The sequence below is a fragment of the Paenibacillus sp. TC-CSREp1 genome, from assembly GCF_050171015.1.
GTDB lineage: Bacteria > Bacillota > Bacilli > Paenibacillales > Paenibacillaceae > Paenibacillus > Paenibacillus silvae.
The window spans coordinates 220,496-243,240 of the sequence record NZ_JBNOKM010000012.1 but is presented as its reverse complement, the minus strand read 5'-3'; the positions used below and the strand labels follow the sequence as shown (position 1 = coordinate 243,240).

General features: G+C 48.2%; 16 protein-coding genes. 15 read left to right on the top strand and 1 reads right to left on the bottom strand.

The genetic code is table 11. The features are described from left to right. Positions 1-8: 8 nt before the first annotated feature. From ACQSGY_RS19810 to ACQSGY_RS19750, 13 genes are all read left to right on the top strand, one after another. Positions 9-452, top strand: a complete 444-nt coding sequence (locus ACQSGY_RS19810; RefSeq protein WP_427180109.1) for an immunity 26/phosphotriesterase HocA family protein — start codon at positions 9-11, stop codon at positions 450-452. A gap of 43 nt (positions 453-495) precedes the next feature. Beyond that, entirely contained in the window at positions 496-1,536 is a 1,041-nt protein-coding gene (gene purM, locus ACQSGY_RS19805; RefSeq protein ID WP_427180107.1) for a phosphoribosylformylglycinamidine cyclo-ligase, read from the top strand. Continuing rightward, positions 1,536-2,153 carry a phosphoribosylglycinamide formyltransferase gene (purN, locus tag ACQSGY_RS19800; protein WP_427180106.1) on the top strand — a complete coding sequence of 206 codons (618 nt, stop codon included), beginning with the start codon at positions 1,536-1,538 and terminating at the stop codon, positions 2,151-2,153. The genes purM and purN overlap by 1 nt, the downstream gene beginning before the upstream one ends. A 335-nt stretch (positions 2,154-2,488) precedes the next feature. Then, positions 2,489-4,036, top strand: a complete 1,548-nt coding sequence (purH, locus tag ACQSGY_RS19795; protein WP_427180104.1) for a bifunctional phosphoribosylaminoimidazolecarboxamide formyltransferase/IMP cyclohydrolase — start codon at positions 2,489-2,491, stop codon at positions 4,034-4,036. A gap of 165 nt (positions 4,037-4,201) precedes the next feature. Beyond that, complete coding sequence (purD, locus tag ACQSGY_RS19790) at positions 4,202-5,467, top strand: phosphoribosylamine--glycine ligase (RefSeq protein WP_427180102.1); 1,266 nt, start codon at positions 4,202-4,204, stop codon at positions 5,465-5,467. 654 nt (positions 5,468-6,121) lie between these two features. Beyond that, positions 6,122-7,459: a hemolysin family protein gene (locus tag ACQSGY_RS19785; protein ID WP_427180100.1), complete on the top strand. Its 1,338-nt coding sequence runs from the start codon at positions 6,122-6,124 to the stop codon at positions 7,457-7,459. A 71-nt stretch (positions 7,460-7,530) separates the two neighbouring features. Then, positions 7,531-8,613 carry a hemolysin family protein gene (locus tag ACQSGY_RS19780; RefSeq protein ID WP_184186132.1) on the top strand — a complete coding sequence of 361 codons (1,083 nt, stop codon included), beginning with the start codon at positions 7,531-7,533 and terminating at the stop codon, positions 8,611-8,613. A 321-nt stretch (positions 8,614-8,934) separates the two neighbouring features. Then, positions 8,935-9,885 carry a ring-cleaving dioxygenase gene (locus ACQSGY_RS19775; RefSeq protein WP_427180098.1) on the top strand — a complete coding sequence of 317 codons (951 nt, stop codon included), beginning with the start codon at positions 8,935-8,937 and terminating at the stop codon, positions 9,883-9,885. 11 nt (positions 9,886-9,896) lie between these two features. Further along, positions 9,897-10,502 (top strand): alpha/beta hydrolase, encoded by a 606-nt coding sequence (locus ACQSGY_RS19770; protein WP_248064259.1) that lies wholly within the window; start codon positions 9,897-9,899, stop codon positions 10,500-10,502. Between the two features lie 201 nt (positions 10,503-10,703). Then, entirely contained in the window at positions 10,704-13,004 is a 2,301-nt protein-coding gene (locus ACQSGY_RS19765; protein ID WP_427180096.1) for a beta-glucosidase family protein, read from the top strand. Between the two features lie 343 nt (positions 13,005-13,347). Further along, positions 13,348-14,214, top strand: a complete 867-nt coding sequence (locus ACQSGY_RS19760; RefSeq protein ID WP_427180144.1) for an alpha/beta fold hydrolase — start codon at positions 13,348-13,350, stop codon at positions 14,212-14,214. Positions 14,215-14,393: 179 nt separating this feature from the next. After that, complete coding sequence (gene ilvA / locus ACQSGY_RS19755) at positions 14,394-15,626, top strand: threonine ammonia-lyase IlvA (protein WP_188594359.1); 1,233 nt, start codon at positions 14,394-14,396, stop codon at positions 15,624-15,626. Positions 15,627-15,864: 238 nt separating this feature from the next. Beyond that, a complete protein-coding gene (locus tag ACQSGY_RS19750; RefSeq protein WP_427180095.1) occupies positions 15,865-16,461 on the top strand; it encodes a GNAT family N-acetyltransferase in 597 nt (198 codons plus the stop codon). A gap of 471 nt (positions 16,462-16,932) precedes the next feature. On the opposite strand, the gene ACQSGY_RS19745 is transcribed toward ACQSGY_RS19750, so the two are convergent. Continuing rightward, positions 16,933-17,895: a hypothetical protein gene (locus tag ACQSGY_RS19745; RefSeq protein ID WP_427180093.1), complete on the bottom strand. Its 963-nt coding sequence runs from the start codon at positions 17,893-17,895 to the stop codon at positions 16,933-16,935. Between the two features lie 342 nt (positions 17,896-18,237). On the opposite strand from ACQSGY_RS19745, the gene ACQSGY_RS19740 reads away from it, so the two are divergent. Both ACQSGY_RS19740 and ACQSGY_RS19735 read left to right on the top strand, forming a co-directional pair. Further along, positions 18,238-21,426, top strand: coding sequence for a stalk domain-containing protein (locus tag ACQSGY_RS19740; protein ID WP_427180091.1), 3,189 nt, complete (start codon positions 18,238-18,240; stop codon positions 21,424-21,426). A gap of 251 nt (positions 21,427-21,677) precedes the next feature. Next, positions 21,678-22,655 (top strand): AraC family transcriptional regulator, encoded by a 978-nt coding sequence (locus ACQSGY_RS19735; RefSeq protein ID WP_427180090.1) that lies wholly within the window; start codon positions 21,678-21,680, stop codon positions 22,653-22,655. Positions 22,656-22,745: the final 90 nt, after the last annotated feature.

Genomic DNA, 22,745 nt, shown 5'->3' with positions numbered 1-22,745 from the left:
GTTAGCTTATGGCAAGAAAAAGCTATAATGAAGGTGATATTTTTCTGATCCCGATGCATGATGGACGGTTTGCTGTCTGTCAGGTTGTATGTGCACTGAGAGATCGCTTCAAAAAAGCTTTTTCGTTCGGCGTGATGAGCATTCAGCGTGACGAAACTGTAAGTTTGGAAGACGGCGATTTCCTTGTCTATTCTTATGGTAAACGTAAGAGCAGCGTGATCTTCACTTCACCCAAGCTGCTGAAAGATGGCACATGGCGCATTGTTGGTAATATCCCGCTAACTCCGGAGAAAAAGGAACTGCAAGTATTCCAGTGTGCCGGTGCAGTATACAACGGTGACGAATACATTCGAATGATTCCACCAGAAGAGTACAGCCAGTACATTACAATGGGCGTAGCTGGATTTGAATTGGTACAGAATCATCTGTTAGAGATGAGCAGCAATAAATAATTTGGATTTTCAATATATACAAGATACGAAGGGTGTGAGGGTTGTGTCGGAAGCATATAAAAAGGCCGGCGTGGATATCGCGGCAGGCAATGAAGCAGTTGAACGGATGAAGAAACACGTAAAGCGTACCTTCCGTCCGGAAGTGATGACTGATCTGGGTGGATTCGGAGCACTGTTCGGCTTGAACAAAGATAAGTATGATGAGCCGGTACTGGTTTCCGGTACAGATGGTGTTGGCACGAAGCTGAAAATTGCTTTTGCCATGGACCGTCACGACACGATCGGGATTGACGCAGTAGCCATGTGTGTGAATGATATCGTCGTACAAGGCGCTGAGCCGTTGTTCTTCCTGGACTACCTCGCTTGCGACAAGGTCATTCCTGAGAAGATTGAAGCCATCGTTGCCGGAATCGCAGAAGGCTGTCATCAGTCCGGCTGTGCGCTGATCGGTGGCGAAACGGCTGAGATGCCGGGTATGTACAGTGAAGGCGAGTATGATATCGCGGGTTTCACGGTTGGTATTGTGGACAAAGCAAAGATCATCAACGGCACAACCATTGCACCTGGAGATACAGTCATCGGTCTCGCTTCCAGTGGTGTACACAGTAACGGCTTCTCCCTGGTTCGCAGGTTGCTGCTCGAAGAAGCTGGCTTGGATCTGCACTCGGAAGTGGCAGAGCTGGGCGGCAAGCTGGGAGATACGCTGCTGGAGCCAACAAAAATTTACGTAAAACCACTGTTGTCCCTGCTGGAAAACGTGAAAGTAAAAGGCATGGCTCACATTACAGGCGGTGGATTTATCGAAAATATCCCGCGTATGCTGCCAAGCAGCGTGAATGTGGATATTGATTATGGCTCATGGCCGATTCTGCCGATTTTTAATCTGTTACAGCAAAAAGGTGATGTTTCCAACCGTGATATGTTCACTACCTTTAACATGGGCATCGGGCTTGTGTTGGTTGTGAACGAAGCAGATGCAGCGAAAGCATTGGAGCAATTGAAAGCATCGGGTGAAGAAGCGTACATCATCGGCCGTGTAACTGAAGGAGATGCGCGAGTAACCTTCACGGGAGCGGATGTTTAATGACAAACTACCGCATTGCTGTATTCGCCTCAGGGACAGGAAGTAACTTTCAGTCTCTGGTCGATGCAGCACGCAATGGTGCTTTGAACGCTTCGGTGGAGCTGCTGGTCTGTGACAAGCCTGCTGCACAGGTTGTGCAGCGAGCACAGGATGCAGGTGTAGACTGCCATTTGTTTACACCTAAGGCGTATGCTTCGCGTGAAGCATATGAGGCAGAGATAGTCGAAGTGCTTGAGTCTAAACAGATCGATCTGGTTGTGCTCGCGGGATATATGAGACTGCTGACTTCAGTAATGGTGGATCGTTACGCGGGCCGATTAATCAATATTCATCCATCCCTGCTGCCAGCATTTACAGGCAAGGATGCCATTGGACAAGCACTGGAGTATGGTGTGAAAGTGACCGGTGTGACCGTGCATTTTGTTGACGGGGGGATGGATACGGGACCGATTATTGCACAGCATCCTGTGCCTGTTCAACCAGGGGATACAGCGGAAACGATCAGCAAAGCCATTCATGCAGCCGAACAGCAGCTGTACCCTGAAGTGGTATCCTGGTTTGCGCAAGGTCTGGTCCAGTTAAACGGACGCCACGTCACCATTAACAAACCGGTTTGATATAAGTTGGGATTTTTCCACACATGAACGGAGAGAACAGAAATAAGCCGGAGAAGCGAAGCGTTCGCCTGAAAGCTTTCTGAAAGAAAGCTGAATCGGAAGCATAGGCTTATCACCTGATTTTTCCCTTGAGAAAAGTGAATCAAAAAAATCTGGGAATAACAGCGATCAAAAGATTATTCTGTCATCGGAGTGTCCTGTGTAAACATCGTGGTTCAACTTATATAACAGAAGTCGAATGTTGGTACGCATTTTGTGATATTTCTCGGGAAATAAATCAACTGTGTTTCGTCAGGAAACGCGAAGCTTATGGGACATTAAAGGAGGAGCATATTGTGAGTATCAAAAGAGCGCTGGTCAGCGTATCGGATAAAACAGGCATCGTGGACTTTTGCCGCGAGCTGTCGCAAATGGGTGTGGAGATTATTTCGACAGGAGGTACAAGCAGCCTGTTGTCGAAGGAAGGCGTTCCTGTCATCGGAATTTCGGATGTGACCGGATTCCCGGAAATTATGGACGGACGTGTCAAAACATTGCATCCGGCAGTTCACAGCGGATTGCTTGCTGTTCGTGATAACGAAGAGCATACACGCCAAATGCAGGAGCTTGGTCTCGGTTATATCGATCTGGTTGTTGTTAACCTGTATCCTTTCCAGGAAACGATCGCGAAACCGGATGTAGACTATGAAGATGCCATCGAGAACATTGATATCGGCGGCCCAACCATGCTTCGTTCTGCTGCGAAAAACCATGCTTTTGTCAGCGTTGTTGTTGATGCTGCAGACTACAGCCAAGTGCTGGAGGAAGTTCGCAGCGGTGGAGATACCACCCTTGAAACTCGCAAACGGCTTGCGGCAAAAGTGTTCCGTCATACGGCGGCTTACGATGCACTCATCTCCGACTACCTTTCCAACGTTAATGGCGACCCGTTGCCAGAGCGCTTGACGGTTACTTATGAAAAGCTCCAGGATTTGCGCTATGGCGAAAATCCACACCAACAGGCAGCATTCTACCGCAAACCGCTGGCTGCACAGGATACATTGACAGCAGCCGAGCAGCTGCACGGCAAAGAGCTGTCCTACAATAACATCAACGATGCTAACGCAGCATTGCAGATCGTCAAGGAATTTGAAGAGCCTGCTGTGGTTGCTGTGAAACATATGAACCCTTGCGGCGTGGGAATCGGCGAGAGTATCTATGAAGCGTACGGCAAAGCTTATGCTGCTGACCCAACATCGATTTTTGGTGGAATTGTGGCAGCAAACCGCATTATTGACAGCGATACGGCGAACAAGCTGAGCGAGATTTTCCTGGAAATCGTACTGGCTCCTGATTTTACCCAGGAAGCATTGGATATCCTGACGAAAAAGAAAAACATTCGTTTGCTCAAAACAGGTGAGCTGAGTGCGGCTCGCAACCGCGAAAGCCAATTCGTGGTGACATCGATTGACGGCGGTATGATTGTGCAGCAATCGGACGTACACTCCATTGAAGCGAGCGAGCTTAACGTGGTGACGGACCGTGCGCCTTCCGAAGAGGAGCTGAAACAGCTGTTGTTTGGCTGGAAAGTGGTCAAACATGTGAAGTCCAACGCCATTGTACTTGCTGCGAACGACATGACCGTAGGGGTAGGCGCAGGACAAATGAACCGTGTCGGTGCTGCCAAAATTGCAATTGAGCAAGCTGGCGAGCTGGCGAAAGGTGCAGTTCTTGCTTCCGACGCATTCTTCCCGATGGGTGACACGTTGGAGCTGGCTGCGAAAGCCGGCATCACAGCGGTTATTCAGCCAGGCGGCTCGATCAAAGACGAAGAGTCGATCAAAGTAGCCAATGAATACGGCATCGCTATGGTATTTACAGGCGTACGTCATTTCAAACATTAGGCACAGAGGTATAAGCTATAATCTGCCATCATAAGTGGCAGGTGTTACAAGGGGGTGTCACCTGTCATGCTCATGACGTATGGGACACTCCTTTTTTCAGGAAGAGATACGATCTGATATGTGTGAACATACCAATACTATTGAAGCGTGGAGGGGAACAGACGAATGGATATTTTGGTAGTTGGCGGCGGTGGCCGCGAGCATGCGATCATCTGGGCGCTGGCGAAGAGTCCCAAAGCAGGCAAAATTCACTGTGCACCGGGGAATGCAGGGATTGCGCAGCTGGCAGAATGTCATCCGATTGCTGTACATGAATTCGACAAGCTCAAGGCACTAGCTGTGGAGCTGAAGGTAGACCTTGTCGTGATCGGACCGGATGATCCGCTGGCGGACGGGATTGTAGATGCGTTTGACTCGACAGGCATTCCGGTCTTCGGACCACGCCGTAATGCGGCAGAGATCGAAGGCAGCAAGACGTTTATGAAGGACCTGCTGCACAAGTATCATATTCCTACTGCTGCCTATGAGAAGTTTGACAGCTATGAACAGGCACAGACCTATCTGGACGAGCAGGCGATTCCGATTGTGATCAAAGCGGATGGACTGGCTGCTGGTAAGGGAGTTACTGTAGCCTATTCTCGCGAAGAAGCAAATCAGGCGCTGCGCAGCATTATGGTTGATAAAGTATTTGGCGAGGCTGGAGCAAAGGTCATTATCGAGGAATTCCTCGCCGGGCAGGAAATGTCGATTCTGGCTTTTGTCGATGGCGAAACCGTACGTCCGATGGCGGCAGCGCAGGATCACAAGCCCGTCTTCGATAATGATCAGGGTCCCAATACAGGTGGAATGGGAACATACTCACCGCTGCCCCATATTCCTGCTTCCATTATTGAAGAAGCGGTGGAGACGATCATCAAGCCAACAGCGAAAGCGATGGTATCCGAAGGTCGGCCATTCCGCGGTGTATTGTTTGCGGGTCTGATGATCTCTCCGGATGGCAAGCCCAAAACAATTGAGTTCAATGCACGTTTTGGAGACCCTGAGACACAGGTGGTGCTGCCACGGTTGAAAAGTGATCTGCTGGACATTTTCTGGGCAGCCGTGCACGGGAAATTAGCTGATATTGAGATTGAGTGGAGTGACGAGGCTGCAGTATGTGTTGTGCTCGCTTCCGGCGGATATCCGGGTCCATACGCGAAAGGCGTCGTAATCAACGGACTGGATGAGGTGCATGAGGGCGTCGTATTCCATGCAGGAACTGCCCGTAACGAAGCCGGAGAATGGGTAACGAATGGTGGACGAATCCTGGGGGTTGTTGGCCTTGGCACGGATATTGCGGACGCAAGAACCAAAGCATATGCTCAGGCAGAGCGTATTCAGTTCGAGGGCAAACATCAGCGCAGCGACATTGCAGCCAAAGCTTTAGTCTAAGCTGCATACGAATACGCAGCATTCAAGCGGTGTAATTCGCGGTAGTGTGAGCATAATAGCGCGTTCCAAACCTAATTGAATAAGCCCGCACGATGGGGTACCGAAAGGTATTTGCATCCTGCGGGCTTTTTGCTGCGTAATACTTTATATCGAGTTTGAGCGGCCAGAACTTAACATACATATAGACTATTCTGTGAACAATAGACTGTAAGCTTGTGCCAAACCATGACGTGCAACTGGATGGTTTGCATTAAAACATGATATACTTTTCGGAAACAGGAATCGATACGTTGGGAGGTGGATATCTATTGGGTAGGCGATATTGTAAATTGTCCAAATGGAGAATCTAGGTGGAGTTGATCAAGGAACAATGGACAGCATGAGGGGGAAACAAACCCGTTTGGAGTGAAGTCGTTTCTAGACGTCATGGACGTATTGACTTCATCTTGGATTCCTGTTTTAGATTTACAAGGTCATTATGCAATGCATTCAAAAATGATCATGAAACTGATTTTTATATACGTTTGGCATGTTAGCAGTCTTATACTATTAACTTCAGACATCAAACAGCGTATGAATGGTTAACGACATAAACGTTACTATACCGCGCTGTAACTATCTTTGGAGGTGAATCCCTGAGGATCGGGGAAGTCTTTGGACATAATAACCATATTAAATATCGCATTACTTATCATCTTGATTGTATTGACTGCATTTTTCGTGGCATCGGAGTTTGCAGTGGTCAAAATTCGTACATCAAGGGTGGATCAACTGGTTGCCGAGGGAAATAAACAGGCTGTGTTAGCCAAAAAGGTTGTCTCCGATCTCGATTATTATCTATCTGCCTGTCAGCTTGGCATTACCGTTACCGCCTTGGGACTCGGGGCTCTGGGTAAACCAACGGTGGAGAGATTGCTGTATCCGGTGTTCAGCTATCTGGACGTACCTGCCTCCATCTCGGCGATTGCTTCTTATGCGATAGCTTTTATTCTCGTTACGTTTTTGCACGTCGTTGTGGGTGAGATGGCACCCAAAACGCTGGCGATTCAGTTTTCCGAAAAACTGACATTATTACTTTCGCCGCCGCTGTACTGGTTTGGTAAAATCATGTATCCGTTCATTTGGGCGCTCAACGGTGCATCCCGTATCGTTTTGCGTGGATTTGGAGTGAAACCTGCCGGGCATGATCAGGCCTACTCAGAGGACGAGATTAAAATTATTATGAATCAGAGCTATGAAGGCGATGAGAGTAATCAGACGAAGCTTTCATATTTGGAAAATGTTTTTGTGTTCGACGAACGGGATGCCAAAGACATCATGGTTCCACGTACCGAACTGATTACACTGAATCAGGATATGACCTATGACGATATTATTCCGATTTTGGATGAGCATAACTACTCCAGATATCCCGTCATTGAGGATGGAGACAAAGACCGCATTATCGGCGTTGTGAATGTGAAGAAGATTTTGCCGGACATGGTGGCGACACGGACACATCAATTGAGTGAATTCGTGCGTGAAATCCCATTTGTGTCGGAAGTGACTTCCATTCAGGATGCGATGATCAAAATGCAGCAGGAACGTGTACACATGGCTGTTGTCGTGGATGAGTACGGCGGTACTTCGGGAATCATTACGATGGAGGATATTCTTGAGGAGCTGGTCGGCGAGATTCGGGATGAGTTCGACGCAGATGAAGTGGCAGACATTCAGGAAACCGGGGAAAACCAGTATCTGATCAACGGACGTGTGCTGCTGGATGAACTGGAGCGTCAATTCGGGATGGTGTTCGAGGGCAATGAAGAGATGGATACCGTTGCCGGATGGATTCAGTACCAGAAGGGTGTCGGTGTGGAAAATGGAGATACCGTGGAACACGGCGACTATGTCTGGACCGTTGTGGATGCCGAGAACTATCACATCAAGCAGGTGCTGCTTGAGCGTGTACAGGGCACTGAGGCCGAAGAACCTGCAAGCGATTTGGCTTAAGATTAAGTCTCTTGAATATATTTTTATTTCTAAACTTAATGGAGGTGAATCCCTCAATCTGAGGGAAGTCATTGGACGGAATAATAGCCTTGAATTTATTTTTAGTCGTTGTATTTATCGGTTTGACCGCGTTTTTTGTTGGTGCTGAATTTGCGATTCTGAAAGTGCGGATGTCCCGTATCGATCAATTGATCGCGGAAGGCAACAAAAAAGCAGTGGTCGCCAAAAAAGTGGCACAACATCTGGATTATTATCTGTCTGCATGTCAACTTGGTATTACGATTACGGCTCTCGTGCTTGGGGCCTTGGGTGAGCCAACAGTAGAGAAGATGCTGCATCCGTTATTTGAAAGTCTGGAAGTACCTGCGGCTCTGTCCACCGTTCTGTCTTACGGTATTGCGCTGGCAGTGATTACTTTCCTGCACGTCGTGATTGGTGAGCTTGCACCCAAAACTTTGGCTATTCAGTTTGCCGAGCGCATGACTTTAATGCTTGCACCACCGCTCTATTGGTTCGGTAAAATCATGAATCCGTTCATCTATGCTTTGAATGGCGCGGCTCGTTTGTTGCTTGGTATGTTCGGGATCAAACCTGCCGGACATGATACGGTTCACTCCGAAGAGGAGCTGAAGCTGATTATGGCACAATCGTATGAGAGCGGGGAGATCAACCAAACCGAGCTGGACTACCTCAAAAACATTTTTGCATTTGATGAGCGTCTGCTCCAGGAGATTATGATTCCACGCAACAAAATTGTTACACTCAATAAAGATATGCCGCTGGATCAGATTATCGAGGTGTTGAACCAGCATGAATATACGAGATATCCAGTCATTGCACACGGAGAAACCAACCATTTTGTCGGCTTTATTAATACGAAGCAAACATTGACCAGTGTGGCCGCAGGCAGGGAGTTCAGTATGAACACCTTCATACATCCGATGCCAAGCTTCTCGGAGCGAACTCCGATCAAGGATGTGCTTGTTCAGATGCAGCAGAGCCGCGTGCATATCGCATCGGTGAGAAACGAAGCCGGGGATACGATTGGTATGGTCACAATGGAGGATATTCTTGAAGAGATTGTCGGGGATATCAAGGATGAGTATGAGCATAAGGATCTGGTAAATCCGCCGAAAAAATTGAAGCTGGTGTAGAAAAGGCGATGAAGCAGGATTAGCAAACATGATAATAAGCTTAAACTGACAGGTTCCCGTATAACGGGGCCTGTTTTTTCATGGACATACTCCCTTAGAACCTGCAAATGAACCATTTGCAAGAGATTCACAGCCCTAAAGTCTTAATTTTAAAATAAATGCTTGCGTAATGGATAGAAATGTACTAATATAAATTTAAAGAATCTTAATTTAAAGATAAATAACAAAGTCAAGGTAAGTTAATTCTTATTTACAGTAAATAAAAGAAGCATACTACAACCAAGATATAATTTATAAACCAAAACCAAGGGAGTGGAGATTATGTTCAGAACGTCAGGCATTCATCACATTACAGCTTTTGTTGACGATGCACAGAAAAATGTAGATTTTTACGCAGGTGTGCTGGGACTCAGACTGGTGAAAAAAACAATTAACTTTGATGCACCAGACGTGTATCACTTATATTACGGCAATGAGCAGGGCGCGCCGGGCACCATTATTACCTTTTTCCCACAGCAAAATGCAAGAAGAGGTGTCATTGGCTCTGGCCAAACCGGGGTTACTGTCTATGTGGTACCTGTGGGCAGCCTGTCGTTCTGGAAGGAACGTCTTGCTTCCTTTGATATTCCATATGAAAATAAAACGAGATTCGGCGAAAGCTACATTCGTTTCTTCGATAAAGGTGGATTGCTGCTTGAACTGGTTGAACGTGAAGGTGGTCAGCAAAGTCAATGGGCATTCAACGGAGTAACCCCGGAGCATGCCATCAAGGGCTTCGGCGGTGCGATCCTGTACAGTCATGTACCTGAAAAAACGATGGATGTGCTCGTCAGCAAGCTGGGTCTGGAGCAGGTGGGTGAAGAGAATGGTCTGATACGACTGCGTGCCAGCGGTGATCTGGGACAGATTATTGATATCCAATCCACAGGCATCCAGCGCGGCATTGGCGGTGCGGGAACGGTGCATCACATTGCATGGCGTGCCAAAGATTACACCGAGCATGAACAGATTCAGCAGGAGCTGGAGCAAACCGGATATCACCCAACGCCGGTAATTGACCGTCAATACTTCAATGCGGTATATTTCCGGGAGCCAGGCGGCATTTTGTTCGAGATTGCCACTGACCCTCCAGGCTTTGCGCGGGATGAGCCGCAAGAGAGCATGGGCGAAAAATTGATGCTGCCTGAATGGTATGAACCACAACGCGAGCAGATTGAACAACTGCTGCCGCCAATTCAAGTACGTGAGTGGAAAGGAGAGTCCAAATCATGAGTACAGCGACAATGAAACATATCTATAAAGCAGGTGCACAGCCAGATTCACCGACGATACTGCTGCTGCACGGCACTGGAGGCACGGAGAACGATCTGATTGGACTGGCAGAGATGATTGCGCCTGGTGCAGCTATACTTGGGGTGCGGGGCAATGTATCCGAGAATGGCATGCCACGTTTCTTCCGCCGCCTGGCCGAAGGTATCTTTGATGAAGAGGATCTGATTGCACGGACAGCGGAGCTGGGTTCCTTCATCGATGCTGCTGCGGCAGAGTATGGATTCGATCGAAAAAATGTCTATGCACTGGGGTACTCCAATGGTGCTAACATCGCTGCAAGCTTGATGTTCCATCAGGCGGATGTATTCAAGGGAGCGATTCTTCACCATCCAATGGTACCGCTGCGCGGGCTCACACTGCCCGATCTGACAGGATTGCCTGTGTTCATCGGTGCGGGAGAGAATGATCCGATCGTGCCTCGCCGCGAAACCGAAGAGCTGGCTTCACTTCTGACCGGGGCAGGTGCTGATGTGCATATGCATTGGGAGCGTCAGGGGCATCAGCTGACACGCACCGAGGCAGCAGCGGCTGCTTCCTGGTATAAGTCACAAGCTTAATACAGCTTAGACATTTGGATGTATTGCATTACGAGATCGAGTACACATCGACATATACATTAGTTTTTAACAGCCTGATCCTCGAGATCGGGCTGTTGTATTTTTAGGGTAAACATTTGAAATGGTGAGAGTTCACGCGGTATGCTTGTTATATGGCTTCGATACTACACTACACGAAAATCATGAACTGGAGGGGTTAATGTGGAACGTAACATCAAGGATCTGGTACAGCAGATGACACTGGAGGAAAAAGCGGGCATGTGCTCGGGACTGGACTTCTGGCATCTGAAAGGGGTGGAGCGTCTCGGCATCCCATCCATCATGGTAACGGACGGCCCGCACGGATTGCGTAAGCAGGACAGCAGTGCGGATCATCTGGGCTTGACCTCAAGTGTGCCCGCAACCTGCTTCCCGTCCGCCGCAGGACTGGCGAGTTCCTGGGACACGGAGCTGGCACGTCAGGTCGGCGTTGCTTTGGGTGAGGAATGCCAGGCCGAGGATGTGGCCGTACTGCTTGGGCCAGGCGTAAATATTAAACGTTCCCCGCTGGGCGGACGGAATTTCGAATACTTTTCCGAAGACCCGCTGTTATCTACCCGGATGGCTACAGCTCATATTCAAGGGGTGCAGAGTCAGGGTGTAGGCACGTCTCTCAAGCATTTTGCGGTCAACAATCAGGAAGAACGGCGTATGTCGATTGACGCGGTGGTCGATGAACGGACGCTGCGCGAGATTTATCTGGCAAGCTTTGAAGGAGCAGTGAAGGACGCACAGCCATGGACCGTGATGTGCTCTTATAATAAAGTGAACGGCACGTATGCCGGTGAAAATAAATGGCTGCTGACCGATATTCTGAAGGATGAATGGGGTCATGAAGGACTGGTCGTCTCGGACTGGGGCGCTGTCAATGAGCGGGCAGATGCGCTTGCCGCCGGACTGGAGCTGGAGATGCCGGCGAGCGGCGGTATTGGAGAACGCAAAGTGATTGAAGCGGTAGAGAGTGGACAGCTGTCCATGGACAAGCTGGATCATGCGGTGGAGCGTCTGCTCACCCTGATCTTCAAAGCCGTTGATCATAAAAAACAAGACGCTTCGTATGATAAAGATAAACATCATCAGCTTGCGCGTAAAGTGGCATCCGAGAGCATGGTGCTGCTGAAAAATGAAGACGGATTGCTTCCGCTGCAGCGTAAGGGCAGCGTGGCAATCATAGGTGCTTTTGCGCGTAAACCTCGCTTTCAGGGCGGCGGCAGCTCCCATATTAATCCGACCAAGGTGGACGATATTGTAGAAGAAATGACTCAGGTGGCAGGCGATGGAGTGACCATCTCGTATACACCTGGTTATCAGATTGAAGCGGATGATGTGGATGACACACTGATGCAGGAAGCCGTTCAGGCTGCAAAAGCGGCGGATACGGCTGTTGTATTCGTGGGGCTGCCGGATCGTTATGAATCGGAAGGTTATGACCGTGCCCATCTGCGCCTGCCGGACAATCACATCCGACTGATTGAAGAGGTGGCGAGGGTGCAATCCCGTGTGGTCGTTGTATTAAGCAACGGCTCCCCGGTAGAGATGCCTTGGCTACCGCAGGTGCAGGCCGTGCTTGAAGCATACCTTGGCGGTCAGGCAGTGGGAGGTGCAATCGCTGATCTGCTCTATGGTGAGGTGAACCCGTCCGGTAAACTGGCAGAGACATTCCCGGCGAAGCTTAGCCATAATCCGTCTTATTTGAACTTTCCGGGTGAAGCGGATCGTGTAGATTATCGGGAGGGCATTTTTGTCGGTTACCGCTATTATGATAAAAAAGAGCTGGAGCCGCTGTTCCCGTTTGGCTATGGCCTGAGCTACACCACGTTTGAATACAGTGATCTGCAGGTGGATCACACTGCGCTGACGGATCAGGACGAGGTGAACGTTCAGGTTCGTATTACCAACACTGGGAAACGTGCAGGGAAAGAGATTGTGCAGCTTTACGTTAGTGACGTCGAGAGTACGGTGATTCGTCCTGATCGGGAGCTGAAAGGTTTTGCAAAGGTGGCGCTGGAAGCGGGTGAGTCCAAAACGGTTCATTTCACCTTGAACAAGCGTTCATTCGCCTATTACAACGTGGATATGAAAGACTGGCATGTTGAAACAGGCGAGTTCGACATTCAGGTGGGCAGCTCCTCGCGTGATATTCGTTTGCAGACTCGGGTCAGTGTTGAGTCCACGGCAACGTTCATTCCAACATACACACGCAACAGTACACTGGGAGATATCCAGCGCGACCCTGAGAATAAAAAGCTGCTGGAGCATGCATTGCAGCAGTTCCAGGAAGCGAGTGGCTTCGGCGGCGGAGACGACGCCGACGAGAGTGACCATGCGGATATGATGAACGCCATGATGAAATATATGCCGCTGCGCGCTCTGGTGGCATTTAGCGGCGGTGCCATGACCGAAGAGGCAATGAATCAACTGCTGGAGCAGCTGAACAGCAAGAATCACGGCATTCGTGCATAAGAGGCATGCCTCTGCGTTAGGAAATTAGGTGAAGCGCAAGAAAGCGGGCGCGAGGCCGTAGGGTTTATATTATACGGTCAGCCGCTGTAAGGCTGGGAGGGATACCCGATCGGATGATGATCGGGTGTTCTTTTTTTACATCGGACAAGGTATAATCATTAATTGATAATCATTTTCATTTAGGGAACGGTGAAGATAGGGAATAGATGAATAGACGGTGCAAGAGAGAAGAGATAGGATGGAAGGTACAAGAGAGAAGAGAGCGGATTGAAGATAGCAGAGAGAGCATGAAAGACAGAAAATGGAGATAGCTGTGAATCAACGGAGGGAGGAAGGGAAATTGATGAATCATCATCCTGATTTACATACGTTTGGCTCCAGTGCTTATATTCAGACCCGAGATGGCAGAAGGCTTCATTATATGTCCAGGGGAACAGGGGAAGTTACGGTTGTATTTGAATCGGGCATGGGTGTCTCCAGATCCACATGGGGACTGATTGTACCCACTGTAGCCGAGCAGGCACGTACCGTTGTCTACGACAGGGCTGGAGCGGGACGAAGTGATGTCGATAATTCTCCTCGCACACTGGCGCGGATTGCGGAAGATTTGAACGAGCTGCTGGATGCGCTGGGGCCAGGACCGTTTATTCTGGTCGGACATAGCTGGGGAGGTCCCATTGTGCGTACAGCGGCAGGGGTTAATCTGTCTCGTCTGCGGGGGATTGTTCTCGTTGATCCGTCGGATGAGCATTGTGATTTGTATTTTTCCAGAATGGCGAAAGTGGGCTTTGCAATCAATGGTGCACTTATTCCGATGCTGGCTCATCTGGGCTTGTATCGTTTCCTTGGTATCAAAGCATTTCACATGCAGCCTGCTGATGTTGTTGCGGATCACCGACAGGAGGACTTTACCGTACAGGCGGCTCGCACGGTGGCTGCGGAGGGAAAGGGATTTATACTGGATTTGAAAATGCTGCAGGAGCAGCCTCCCAAGCTGGGAAATGTGGCGGTCAGCCTGATTTCAGGTACACTGCCGGGCAAAGGGGAGCGTAAAATCAGGCCCGCCATCGTGAAGGCTCACCAGCAGACGGTTAACAAGTTGTCCAACGCTAGATGGGTGGAGGCAGCACAGTCAGGGCATATGGTGATGTTTACAGACCCTGAGGTGATTACGGCAGAGATTATGCGAATGGTAAGGGACGGGGAGTAAAGGTTATCCAATTCTTCACCAGGCGCATGTACAGAGCAAAAGTGATACAATGAAAAGAAAAACAATGTGTGACATTGTTAGACCATATAAGCGGAGTGTGGAGACAGATGAAACCAGAGAATCAAGAAACAGCAGGAACGAGTACAGGAAATGAAGGCTCCAGACATGCCAGTGTTGGCATGGAGGATATCGTGCGCGCACATCATGTGCTGCGTGAAGTGATCGTAAGAACGCCGCTGCAGCGGGATGCTGTATTGTCGGCCAAATATAACTGTAACGTCTATCTGAAGCGTGAAGACCTGCAAGTGGTGCGTTCATTTAAAATCAGGGGCGCCTATAATATGATTCGCAATTTGACTCCGGCCGAGATGGAGAAGGGTATTGTCTGTGCAAGTGCAGGCAATCATGCGCAAGGCGTGGCCTTCAGCTGTAATGCACTCGGAATTCACGGCAAAATCTTTATGCCAAGCACAACGCCGAATCAGAAGGTGAAGCAGGTGCGTCGTTTTGGCGGCGATAATGTAGAGGTTGTTCTGATCGGGGACACATATGATGATGCTTATGCTGAAGCAATGCGTGCGTGTGATGAGCAGGGCATGACCTTTATTCACCCGTTTGACTCACCGAAGATTATTGCGGGGAACGGTACAGTTGCGATGGAGATTATGGAAAGTCTCGATGAGCATGCAGATTATGTATTTGTAACGATTGGTGGCGGTGGTCTGGCAGCCGGTGTGGGAACGTATATGAGAACGGTCAGCCCTGACACTCAAATTATCGGCGTTGAGCCGCTTGGCGCGGCTTCTATGAGTGAAGCGATGTTCCGCAAGCAGGTGGTCACACTGGATGATATTGATAAGTTTGTCGATGGTGCGGCGGTGAAACGGGTTGGCGATCTGACCTTTGACATCTGCAGCAGTATTCTGGATGACATCGTCAAGGTGCCGGAAGGCAAAGCCTGCACAACCATTCTGGAGTTATATAACGAAAATGCCATCGTGGTGGAGCCTGCCGGTTCGCTGGCTGTTGCTGCACTCGACCAGTATCGGGAACAGATTGCCGGCAAGACGGTCGTTTGTGTAATTAGCGGCGGTAACAATGACATTGACCGGATGCAGGAGATCAAGGAGCGTTCCTTGATCTATGAAGGGTTGAAATACTACTTTATGGTGAATTTCCCGCAGCGTGCAGGGGCTTTGCGTGAGTTCTTGGAGGAAGTGCTTGGTCCAAATGACGATATCGCCAGATTCGAATATACGAAAAAGCATGACAAGGAAAACGGCCCGGCCCTGGTCGGCATCGAGCTGATGTACAAAGAGGACTACCAGCCGCTGATCGAGCGCATGAACCGCAAAGGCATCGCCTATACAGAGCTGAACAAAAACCTTAACTTGTTCAACATGTTAATCTGATAGAGGATTTCAGCTGGCTTTAGCTTAAAATCGTGCAGCAAAGACAGGCATCGAGACAGAGATGGGGGACAGGTAAAAACAAGTGCAGACAAGTGCAGACAAGTGCAGACAAGTGCAGACAAGTGCAGACAGGTACAGGATAGAGATAGAGATAGAGATAGAGATAGAACAGATCATGCAGAATCAGAACCAAAATCAGATATAAGGCAGGCAAGTAGAAAGGGGCATTTGTTGACAAGTGAAACCAACGACAGAGTCAGCTGTACCAAATACAACACCTCAGCTCCGACCTGCGCGGAAGGAAGATGTGGATCATATGCTTCCGCTGCTGGTCCAGGCGATTGACGATATTACTTATGCACTTGCAGGTGAGGGTGATCATGAACGGGCGATGCACATTTTGCGGAAATTGATGTTACAGGAACATAACAGGATCAGTTATCAGAACATTACCGTGATGGAGCAGGTAGGGCAGGTTGCTGGAATTCTGATAGCTTACGCGGGGGATGATGCGGACCGTCTGGATCAGCCGATTCTGGATCGGCCTGGACGGGATACGGACGAGAAGTATGCATTGGTAAAAGAAACCCGTCCCGGGGAGTATTATCTGGATACTCTCTCGGTAAGCGAGTCATTTCAGGGGCAGGGCATCGGGCGTGCACTGATGGCTGCTTTTGAGCAGCAGGGGAAAGAACTCGGCCATACACGGGCAGCCCTCATCGTAGAACAGGACAATGGACGTGCGAGGCAGCTGTATGAACGGCAAGGTTACGTTCAGGATGAAACCATTCTCATTGGAGGACATGCGTACGATCATATGATTAAACCGCTTTAAGCGGTTGTGTTTCGTGGTCTTTGTCGAATATGGCTTAAGGCCCCAAGTCGGCAGGCTAACGGCTGCTGGTTCGAGATGGATTCTCGGGACACAGGACAAGGATAATTACGTTTCCGCATATGCTGTACACAGGAACCACGGGATACGCAAAAAAAAGAAGACGAGACCCCCTCATGATGAGGTGGATTTCGTCTTTTTGCTGTGTTCACCGACATGAGCGATTCGGCTAACGATCTCAGATGACGCTATTTCGCCATTTTCAGCTCACTTTAACTTCTAACGAATCGGAGAAGCGCTATTTCCACTTTTTATTCCGAAAATCACAGGTTCTCACTCATTTTGGATGAAATAGCGTCGCTGGAGATCGTTACATTGCTGAACCGCTCAAAAAAAGCCAAATAAGGCTTCTGGGAATCGTTAGAAAATGATGCCATCCAGCAATCACCGTTTCATCGCATCCTCACACTACTACTAGTTCCAAAACTCACTTCTAGGCATATTCTGTTCCAGCCAGTTTTCGACCGCTTCGGTTTGTTCATACTTGGATTCGGCGACGACATCCATAAAAGCATTCAGCTTTTTCAGAAAAGCACTGTCCTTGGAGGAGTTGCGCTGTAAGACAGCTTTGTAACCTTTTTGAGCATTCGCATCCATGACAGTGGTGTCATAATCGAACAGAGGTGTATTATCCAGCCCATAAAACGTATAGTAGGTATACTCGTTCAGCAGCATCTGTATCTGCTGCTTCCGATTGGACTTCGGATAGTCCTTCAGGAATTGTTCCTGATTCAGCGCACGATTAAGCATCTCCTGATATCCAATCATGAGGCCTCCATCCTCAGTAGAAATATTGCTTGTTTCCACAGCCATGATTCGGATGTACTGTTTAATATCCTTATTCACGTAAGAGGTATACTTGTCAAAAGCAGCATAATTCATGATTGGATACAGCGAGCCCTCGATCATCGTCAGGCGGTAACCACTGTCTCTGGCTTGCTGCAGCAAGTTGCGCAGCGTGTTGTCTTTGGTGCGGGCCATCAGTTGGGTGAAGCTGTTATTCCACTTATAGATTTTCAACATCTGATCCTGCACATTCGGGACAAGCATACGATCCGTCATAGCGGTCAGTGCCTTGATCCGCGCGTTCTCCAGCTGCATTACCATTAATGTTGCATGATATGGGGTCGCCTGACTGATCTTGGATTCAAGGTAGCGATCGGCTGCGGGCAGACCATTTTTTTTGTAAAGCATATTCTGAAATGATTTGTAGATCGCGGAGGAACTGGCTGTAGTAACCTTGGTCTCCGCAGCCGGTGCAGCAGAAGCGATGCCAGCGACTGGAGCAGCAGCCGTTTGCAACAGTACAGCTATAGCCGTGGCGGTAAGCAGCGTGCGTAAGCCTTTATTTTTTAAATAATGTAAAGATAATGGCATCAGTATAAACCTCCTGCAATTCTGTATTATTAGATGCGACTGAAGTAAAGGGTAAAGCCTCAAGTAAGTCCCCTGCCTGAGCTGTCGTGGTTAACCATTACCCACAGATTACAGTAATTGGCACATAAAGTGGTTGCGGAATAATGACAAATTCTTCTGTTATTTTTAACTTTTCAAGGTAGATGGCAGGTAAATTTTTCTGCGAAAATATTTTTGGGCAGACCGGAAACTTTTTATCGATTCGGAACGTCTTAGATGTGCATAGGAAAATACAGGAATTCATTAACAGCACAGCTAGTCTATACGAATGTTACTAATTATGTAGAGAATGGGGATAGAGGTATGAGGAAAGCGGGAGGAAATCAAGTCAAAAAGGTGATGTCAGCCTTGGCCGTGTCGGCCATGCTCATGTCTGCACTGCCACTGTCGGTGATGGACGCAGCGGCAAGAATCAGTATCTATATTAATGATGCCGAGCTGCCGTCAGCTCAAGCTCCAGTTATGAAGGCTGGGCGGGTACTTGTTCCGCTGCGGTCGATTTTCGAAGGATTGGATGCAGATGTAAAGTACAGCAATAAAACGAAAAGAATTACAGCAACACGCGGGGATCAGGAGGTTTCATTAACGCTCGGTTCCAAGGTTGCATATATCAACGGACAGCTCACCATGCTGGATGTGCCTGCGAGTACAATCAAGGGAAACACGATGGTGCCGATTCGTTTTGTGAGTGAAGCATTTGGGGAAAAAGTATACTGGAACTCACGGAATCAGCGTGTGGATATCAAAACAACATCATCAACGCCTGAAACGCCAGTAGATGATACACAGTTTGCGGCCTGGAATATAAACGGCTCGGTATCCGGCAGCAACGGAGATGGTCGCGATCTGACGGTAAGCTTTACACGTGCGACTTCGGAAAAAAGCGTGTCAGCGTACCGGATCATGCTGGTGAAAACGCGTGATGTGAACAGTTTCAATGAAAAGACGGCCTCGGCTGTTCCTTCCGCAAATTATACTTCCATTACGCCAAACGGCAGCAATCCGAAGCTCACACTGAATGCTCAGACACGTGACGTTAACGGAGATTTGCTTAACGGCAATGAAAGCTACCGTCTGTATGTATTGACCGTAGGCAACAGCAGTAATAACTATAAAAATACATTGAACTGGTCTTCCCAAGTTCTGAAGCTGAACCAGGTGAAATCTTCCGTTCAGGCTGTAACGGGGCTGCGTGTAGCTGACGTAAGCGATTATGGCGATGGCAGGGATATGGAGATTAATTTTACACAGCCAAGCACGACGTCCAATATTACGTATTACCGCGCATATGTAGTGAAAGCAAAGGATGCCTCGACATTTAATCTCAATGCGGCCAATAAAGTATCCAGTGCCAATTCTACGATCATCTACAAAGGAAATTCCAGTGCAGTTAAAGCTCAGCTGACTTCCTCATCCCGGGATACTTCTGGCGAGTTGATCAAGAGCGGAACAGCCTATGTGGTGTACATCATGTCAGTGAGTGCGAATACAACAATGGATAGCAAGCTGTCTACATCATCATCTTCCCTGACGTTGTCTGTAAATACAGCGGCAGCTCCAGTGATTACACAAGTCAGAGACATTTCAGATTATGGAGATGGCCGTGACATCCAGGTAAGCTTTAACCGTGTATCGGATGAGTCGAAAGTGGCGAACTATCGTGTGTTTGTTGTACGCAATTCGGTAACCAGCAGCTTTAACCTGAATACAGCAAGCAATCTGTCTTCCAGCCTCTATTACACGGTGAATAAAACGGGCAATAACATTACTGTAACCTTGCCTTCGAATATGCGAGATACAAGCGGTTATAACATCACGAATTTGCAGGATTATCGAATCTATGTCATGGCAGCGGGCAGTCAGCAAAATAACTACACCAATGCGCTGTCGGCTTCTTCCAGTGTATTGAGATTGACGTCGAATAGCACTGCAGGTGTGGCAAGCAACCTGTCAGTTGCAGATATCGGTGACAACGGGAACGGTTCTGATCTGCGCGTGACATTCAACAGAGCGTCGGATGAGTCCAATATTTCGCACTATCGCGTGTTTGTGGTGCCTGCGAGCTACGCGGGAAGCTTCAATCTGAATTCAGCCAATTCGTCGAATTCTTACACTCAGGTGAACAAAACTGGAAGTAATCTGTCAGTAACACTGCAATCGGGTACTAGAGATACCATTGGAAATCTCATTGTTAACGGGCTTCCTTACCGAGTGTTCGTCCTGTCAGTGAACAACAACGGTAATTGGAGCCAGAATGCACTGTCCTCATCTTCGGCTCAAATTACCCTGACACAGAATTTAGCGATTACAGCACCGACTAAGGTTAACGCAACTGACGTTGCGGATAATGGAAATGGCAAAGATCTGCAAGTGACATTTAATAGATCTCAAAATGAGGCGAATATAAACCATTATCGGGTTTTCGTTGTAAAGGCCGCTAATGTAGGAAGATTCAACCTGGAGGAAGCAAATAGAAATCCTAACTTCAAGGTTGTTAATAAAGCAAGTGGAAGTGGAGATTACACATTTAATCTAGAAAATGTTAGAACAACAGATGGTGCAGATATTACCAATAATCAGAATTATCGCATTTTTGTTCTTGCTATGAGTAACAATAGCAGCGCTAATGTATTGTCTACGGCTTATGCTGACATTAGTTTATCTGTGAGGTCTGCCGTATCGCCAGTTAAAATCACTAATTTCGGAGTCAAAGGCGTAGATCAAGCCCAAGGGAACGCATCCGATGTGACAGTCACCTTTGCCCAGCCAGATTCTATACAGGGAATTGGACGTTATATGTTAATGGTTGTACCTTCATCGACTGCATTTGACACTAACATTGCTAAAGCAACTGTAGTAAAAGGTAATGCGATTCAAGTTAGTCCAGGAACTTCGGATTTGCCTGAAGTACTGAAAGATAGCAACGGAAATACAATTAAAGACGGAATCTCGTATAAAATTGTTATCTTGTCCGAATCCTCTGATACTAATAGAGAATCAAGTATTGCTACATCTGGTAACTTTACAATTAATGCAAAAAAACAAGCACCAACACCTGTGGGCTCAGCGAATGTTCAAACACCAACGGTAACAGCCGATTCCGTTAGTGTGAGCTTTACCAAGCCCAACGAAACGGGCATTGCCAGTTATGAAATTTACATTACTAAGACTAATCCTGCGAATCAAACCTTGAGAGCTGTTAAAACGGTGATTGTAAACGATAACCAACCCATAAGTGTGCCAATTGGAAGTCCCGCTAAGGATTCAAGTGATGTAGATTTTGCAGCTGGAGACTATAAAATTTGGGTAGTAGCAGTACCCTCTGATTCAACAAAAACATCAAGTAAATCTAATGAAGTCACTTTTACAATTCCAGCAGCGAATGCTTCAGGTACCTCCTCACCTGACACAAATGGAAGCGGAGCGAGTGCTTCGAGTGGAAACAATAATACCGGTAGCGAATCGACATCCTTGGGCAACCAAACTCCATAAGTGTAAAAAACAGTACTGTATCGAACTTAATAACGGTATCTTCAGACTCCCTTTCCATTCCCGGAAAGGGAGTTTTTCCTTTTCTCCGTTATCACCACACGACAGCATCTGCCAACGTCATGACCAATGTCCTTATTTTCGGACAATTATAGCGCTGAAAAGGGTTCCTTGGGCCATTGCTGATCTGTGATCAAACGACCGATAATAAAAGGCAGAGAGGCATTAGCTCATAAGCTGAAAGGAAGGATGGCATGTTAGCGTTTCGTTTGACAGGGCGGCCGGATTCAAGAATGCCTTTGTACCTGTACGGTGTGGGTACGCAGGAAGAGAAGGGGCTTCATAGACCGGATGGCTTTCCGGTTTACCAGCTGTTTATGGCGCGAGGTGGCGGGGGGCGGTTTAACATTGCGGGAAGAGGGGTTCTTGTTATTGGCGCAGGTCAATTAATTGCACTTGAACCGGGAATAGCTCATGAATATATTCCTCATCCCAAAACGAGCGGTGAGCTGGCGTGTATCGGAATCGGCGGTGAATCAGCGGCATCGGTGCTTCAGGCTGCAGGATTGGTTCGCAGGGAACCAGGCACCGTGACCGGGTTTGATGTAGTATGGTCACGGATGACGGAATTGTGGAAGGCGCTGGATCAGGGCAAGATGTCGATGTGGAGTATCTCTGCCTTGGTATACCAGTTCATTCTGGAGCTCGCTCAGGCTATGCCTCAAGAAGCACTGCCAACTTTTCCGGTGGCAGCGCCAGAAATCAGGCACTTATCCAAGGAAGCGGACAGTCCAGGGCAAGAGAGCAGCGTGTCGGGAATGCAGCCGCACCCGGATGCTGGCCAACAGGGGCTCAACCGGGCGATTGCCTTGATGCAGGCTCATTATCAGGACGATCTGTTATTCAAACATGTGGCCGATGCAGCAGGTTACTCTGTACAGCATCTGAATCGCCTGTTTCATCAGCACTACGGTGTGACAGGACATCAGTATATGCAGCGCTGGCGTTTGCATAAGGGAATGGAGTGGCTGAACGAGCATCCTCAGGCGAGTGTGAAGGAAGCGGCAGAGAATGTAGGCATGGAAGTAAATTATTTTATCCGGATGTACAAGCGTGAATTCGGGGAGACGCCGGGCAAAGGTGTAAAGCAGCGCAATCAGCTCAAGCTGGAGCAGAGTCTTACGCTGAACACCAGCACTACCCCAAACCCGAACCCTCTGGTAGAGGGATAAGAGCAAAAAAATGGATTAATCAAAGGGCAAAAACGGAATTAGTGATTTAAAATAATCAAAACGGCAGCCATATAAAAAGGGACCGATTCG

Coding starts and splice junctions, on each gene's coding strand:
- ACQSGY_RS19810 (WP_427180109.1), top strand. CDS start 9: ATGGCAAGAAAAAGCTATAATGAAGGTGATATTTTTCTGATCCCGATG.
- purN (WP_427180106.1), top strand. CDS start 1,536: ATGACAAACTACCGCATTGCTGTATTCGCCTCAGGGACAGGAAGTAAC.
- purD (WP_427180102.1), top strand. CDS start 4,202: ATGGATATTTTGGTAGTTGGCGGCGGTGGCCGCGAGCATGCGATCATC.
- ACQSGY_RS19775 (WP_427180098.1), top strand. CDS start 8,935: ATGTTCAGAACGTCAGGCATTCATCACATTACAGCTTTTGTTGACGAT.
- ACQSGY_RS19770 (WP_248064259.1), top strand. CDS start 9,897: ATGAAACATATCTATAAAGCAGGTGCACAGCCAGATTCACCGACGATA.
- ACQSGY_RS19760 (WP_427180144.1), top strand. CDS start 13,348: ATGAATCATCATCCTGATTTACATACGTTTGGCTCCAGTGCTTATATT.
- ilvA (WP_188594359.1), top strand. CDS start 14,394: ATGGAGGATATCGTGCGCGCACATCATGTGCTGCGTGAAGTGATCGTA.
- ACQSGY_RS19745 (WP_427180093.1), bottom strand. CDS start 17,895: ATGCCATTATCTTTACATTATTTAAAAAATAAAGGCTTACGCACGCTG.
- ACQSGY_RS19740 (WP_427180091.1), top strand. CDS start 18,238: ATGAGGAAAGCGGGAGGAAATCAAGTCAAAAAGGTGATGTCAGCCTTG.
- ACQSGY_RS19735 (WP_427180090.1), top strand. CDS start 21,678: ATGTTAGCGTTTCGTTTGACAGGGCGGCCGGATTCAAGAATGCCTTTG.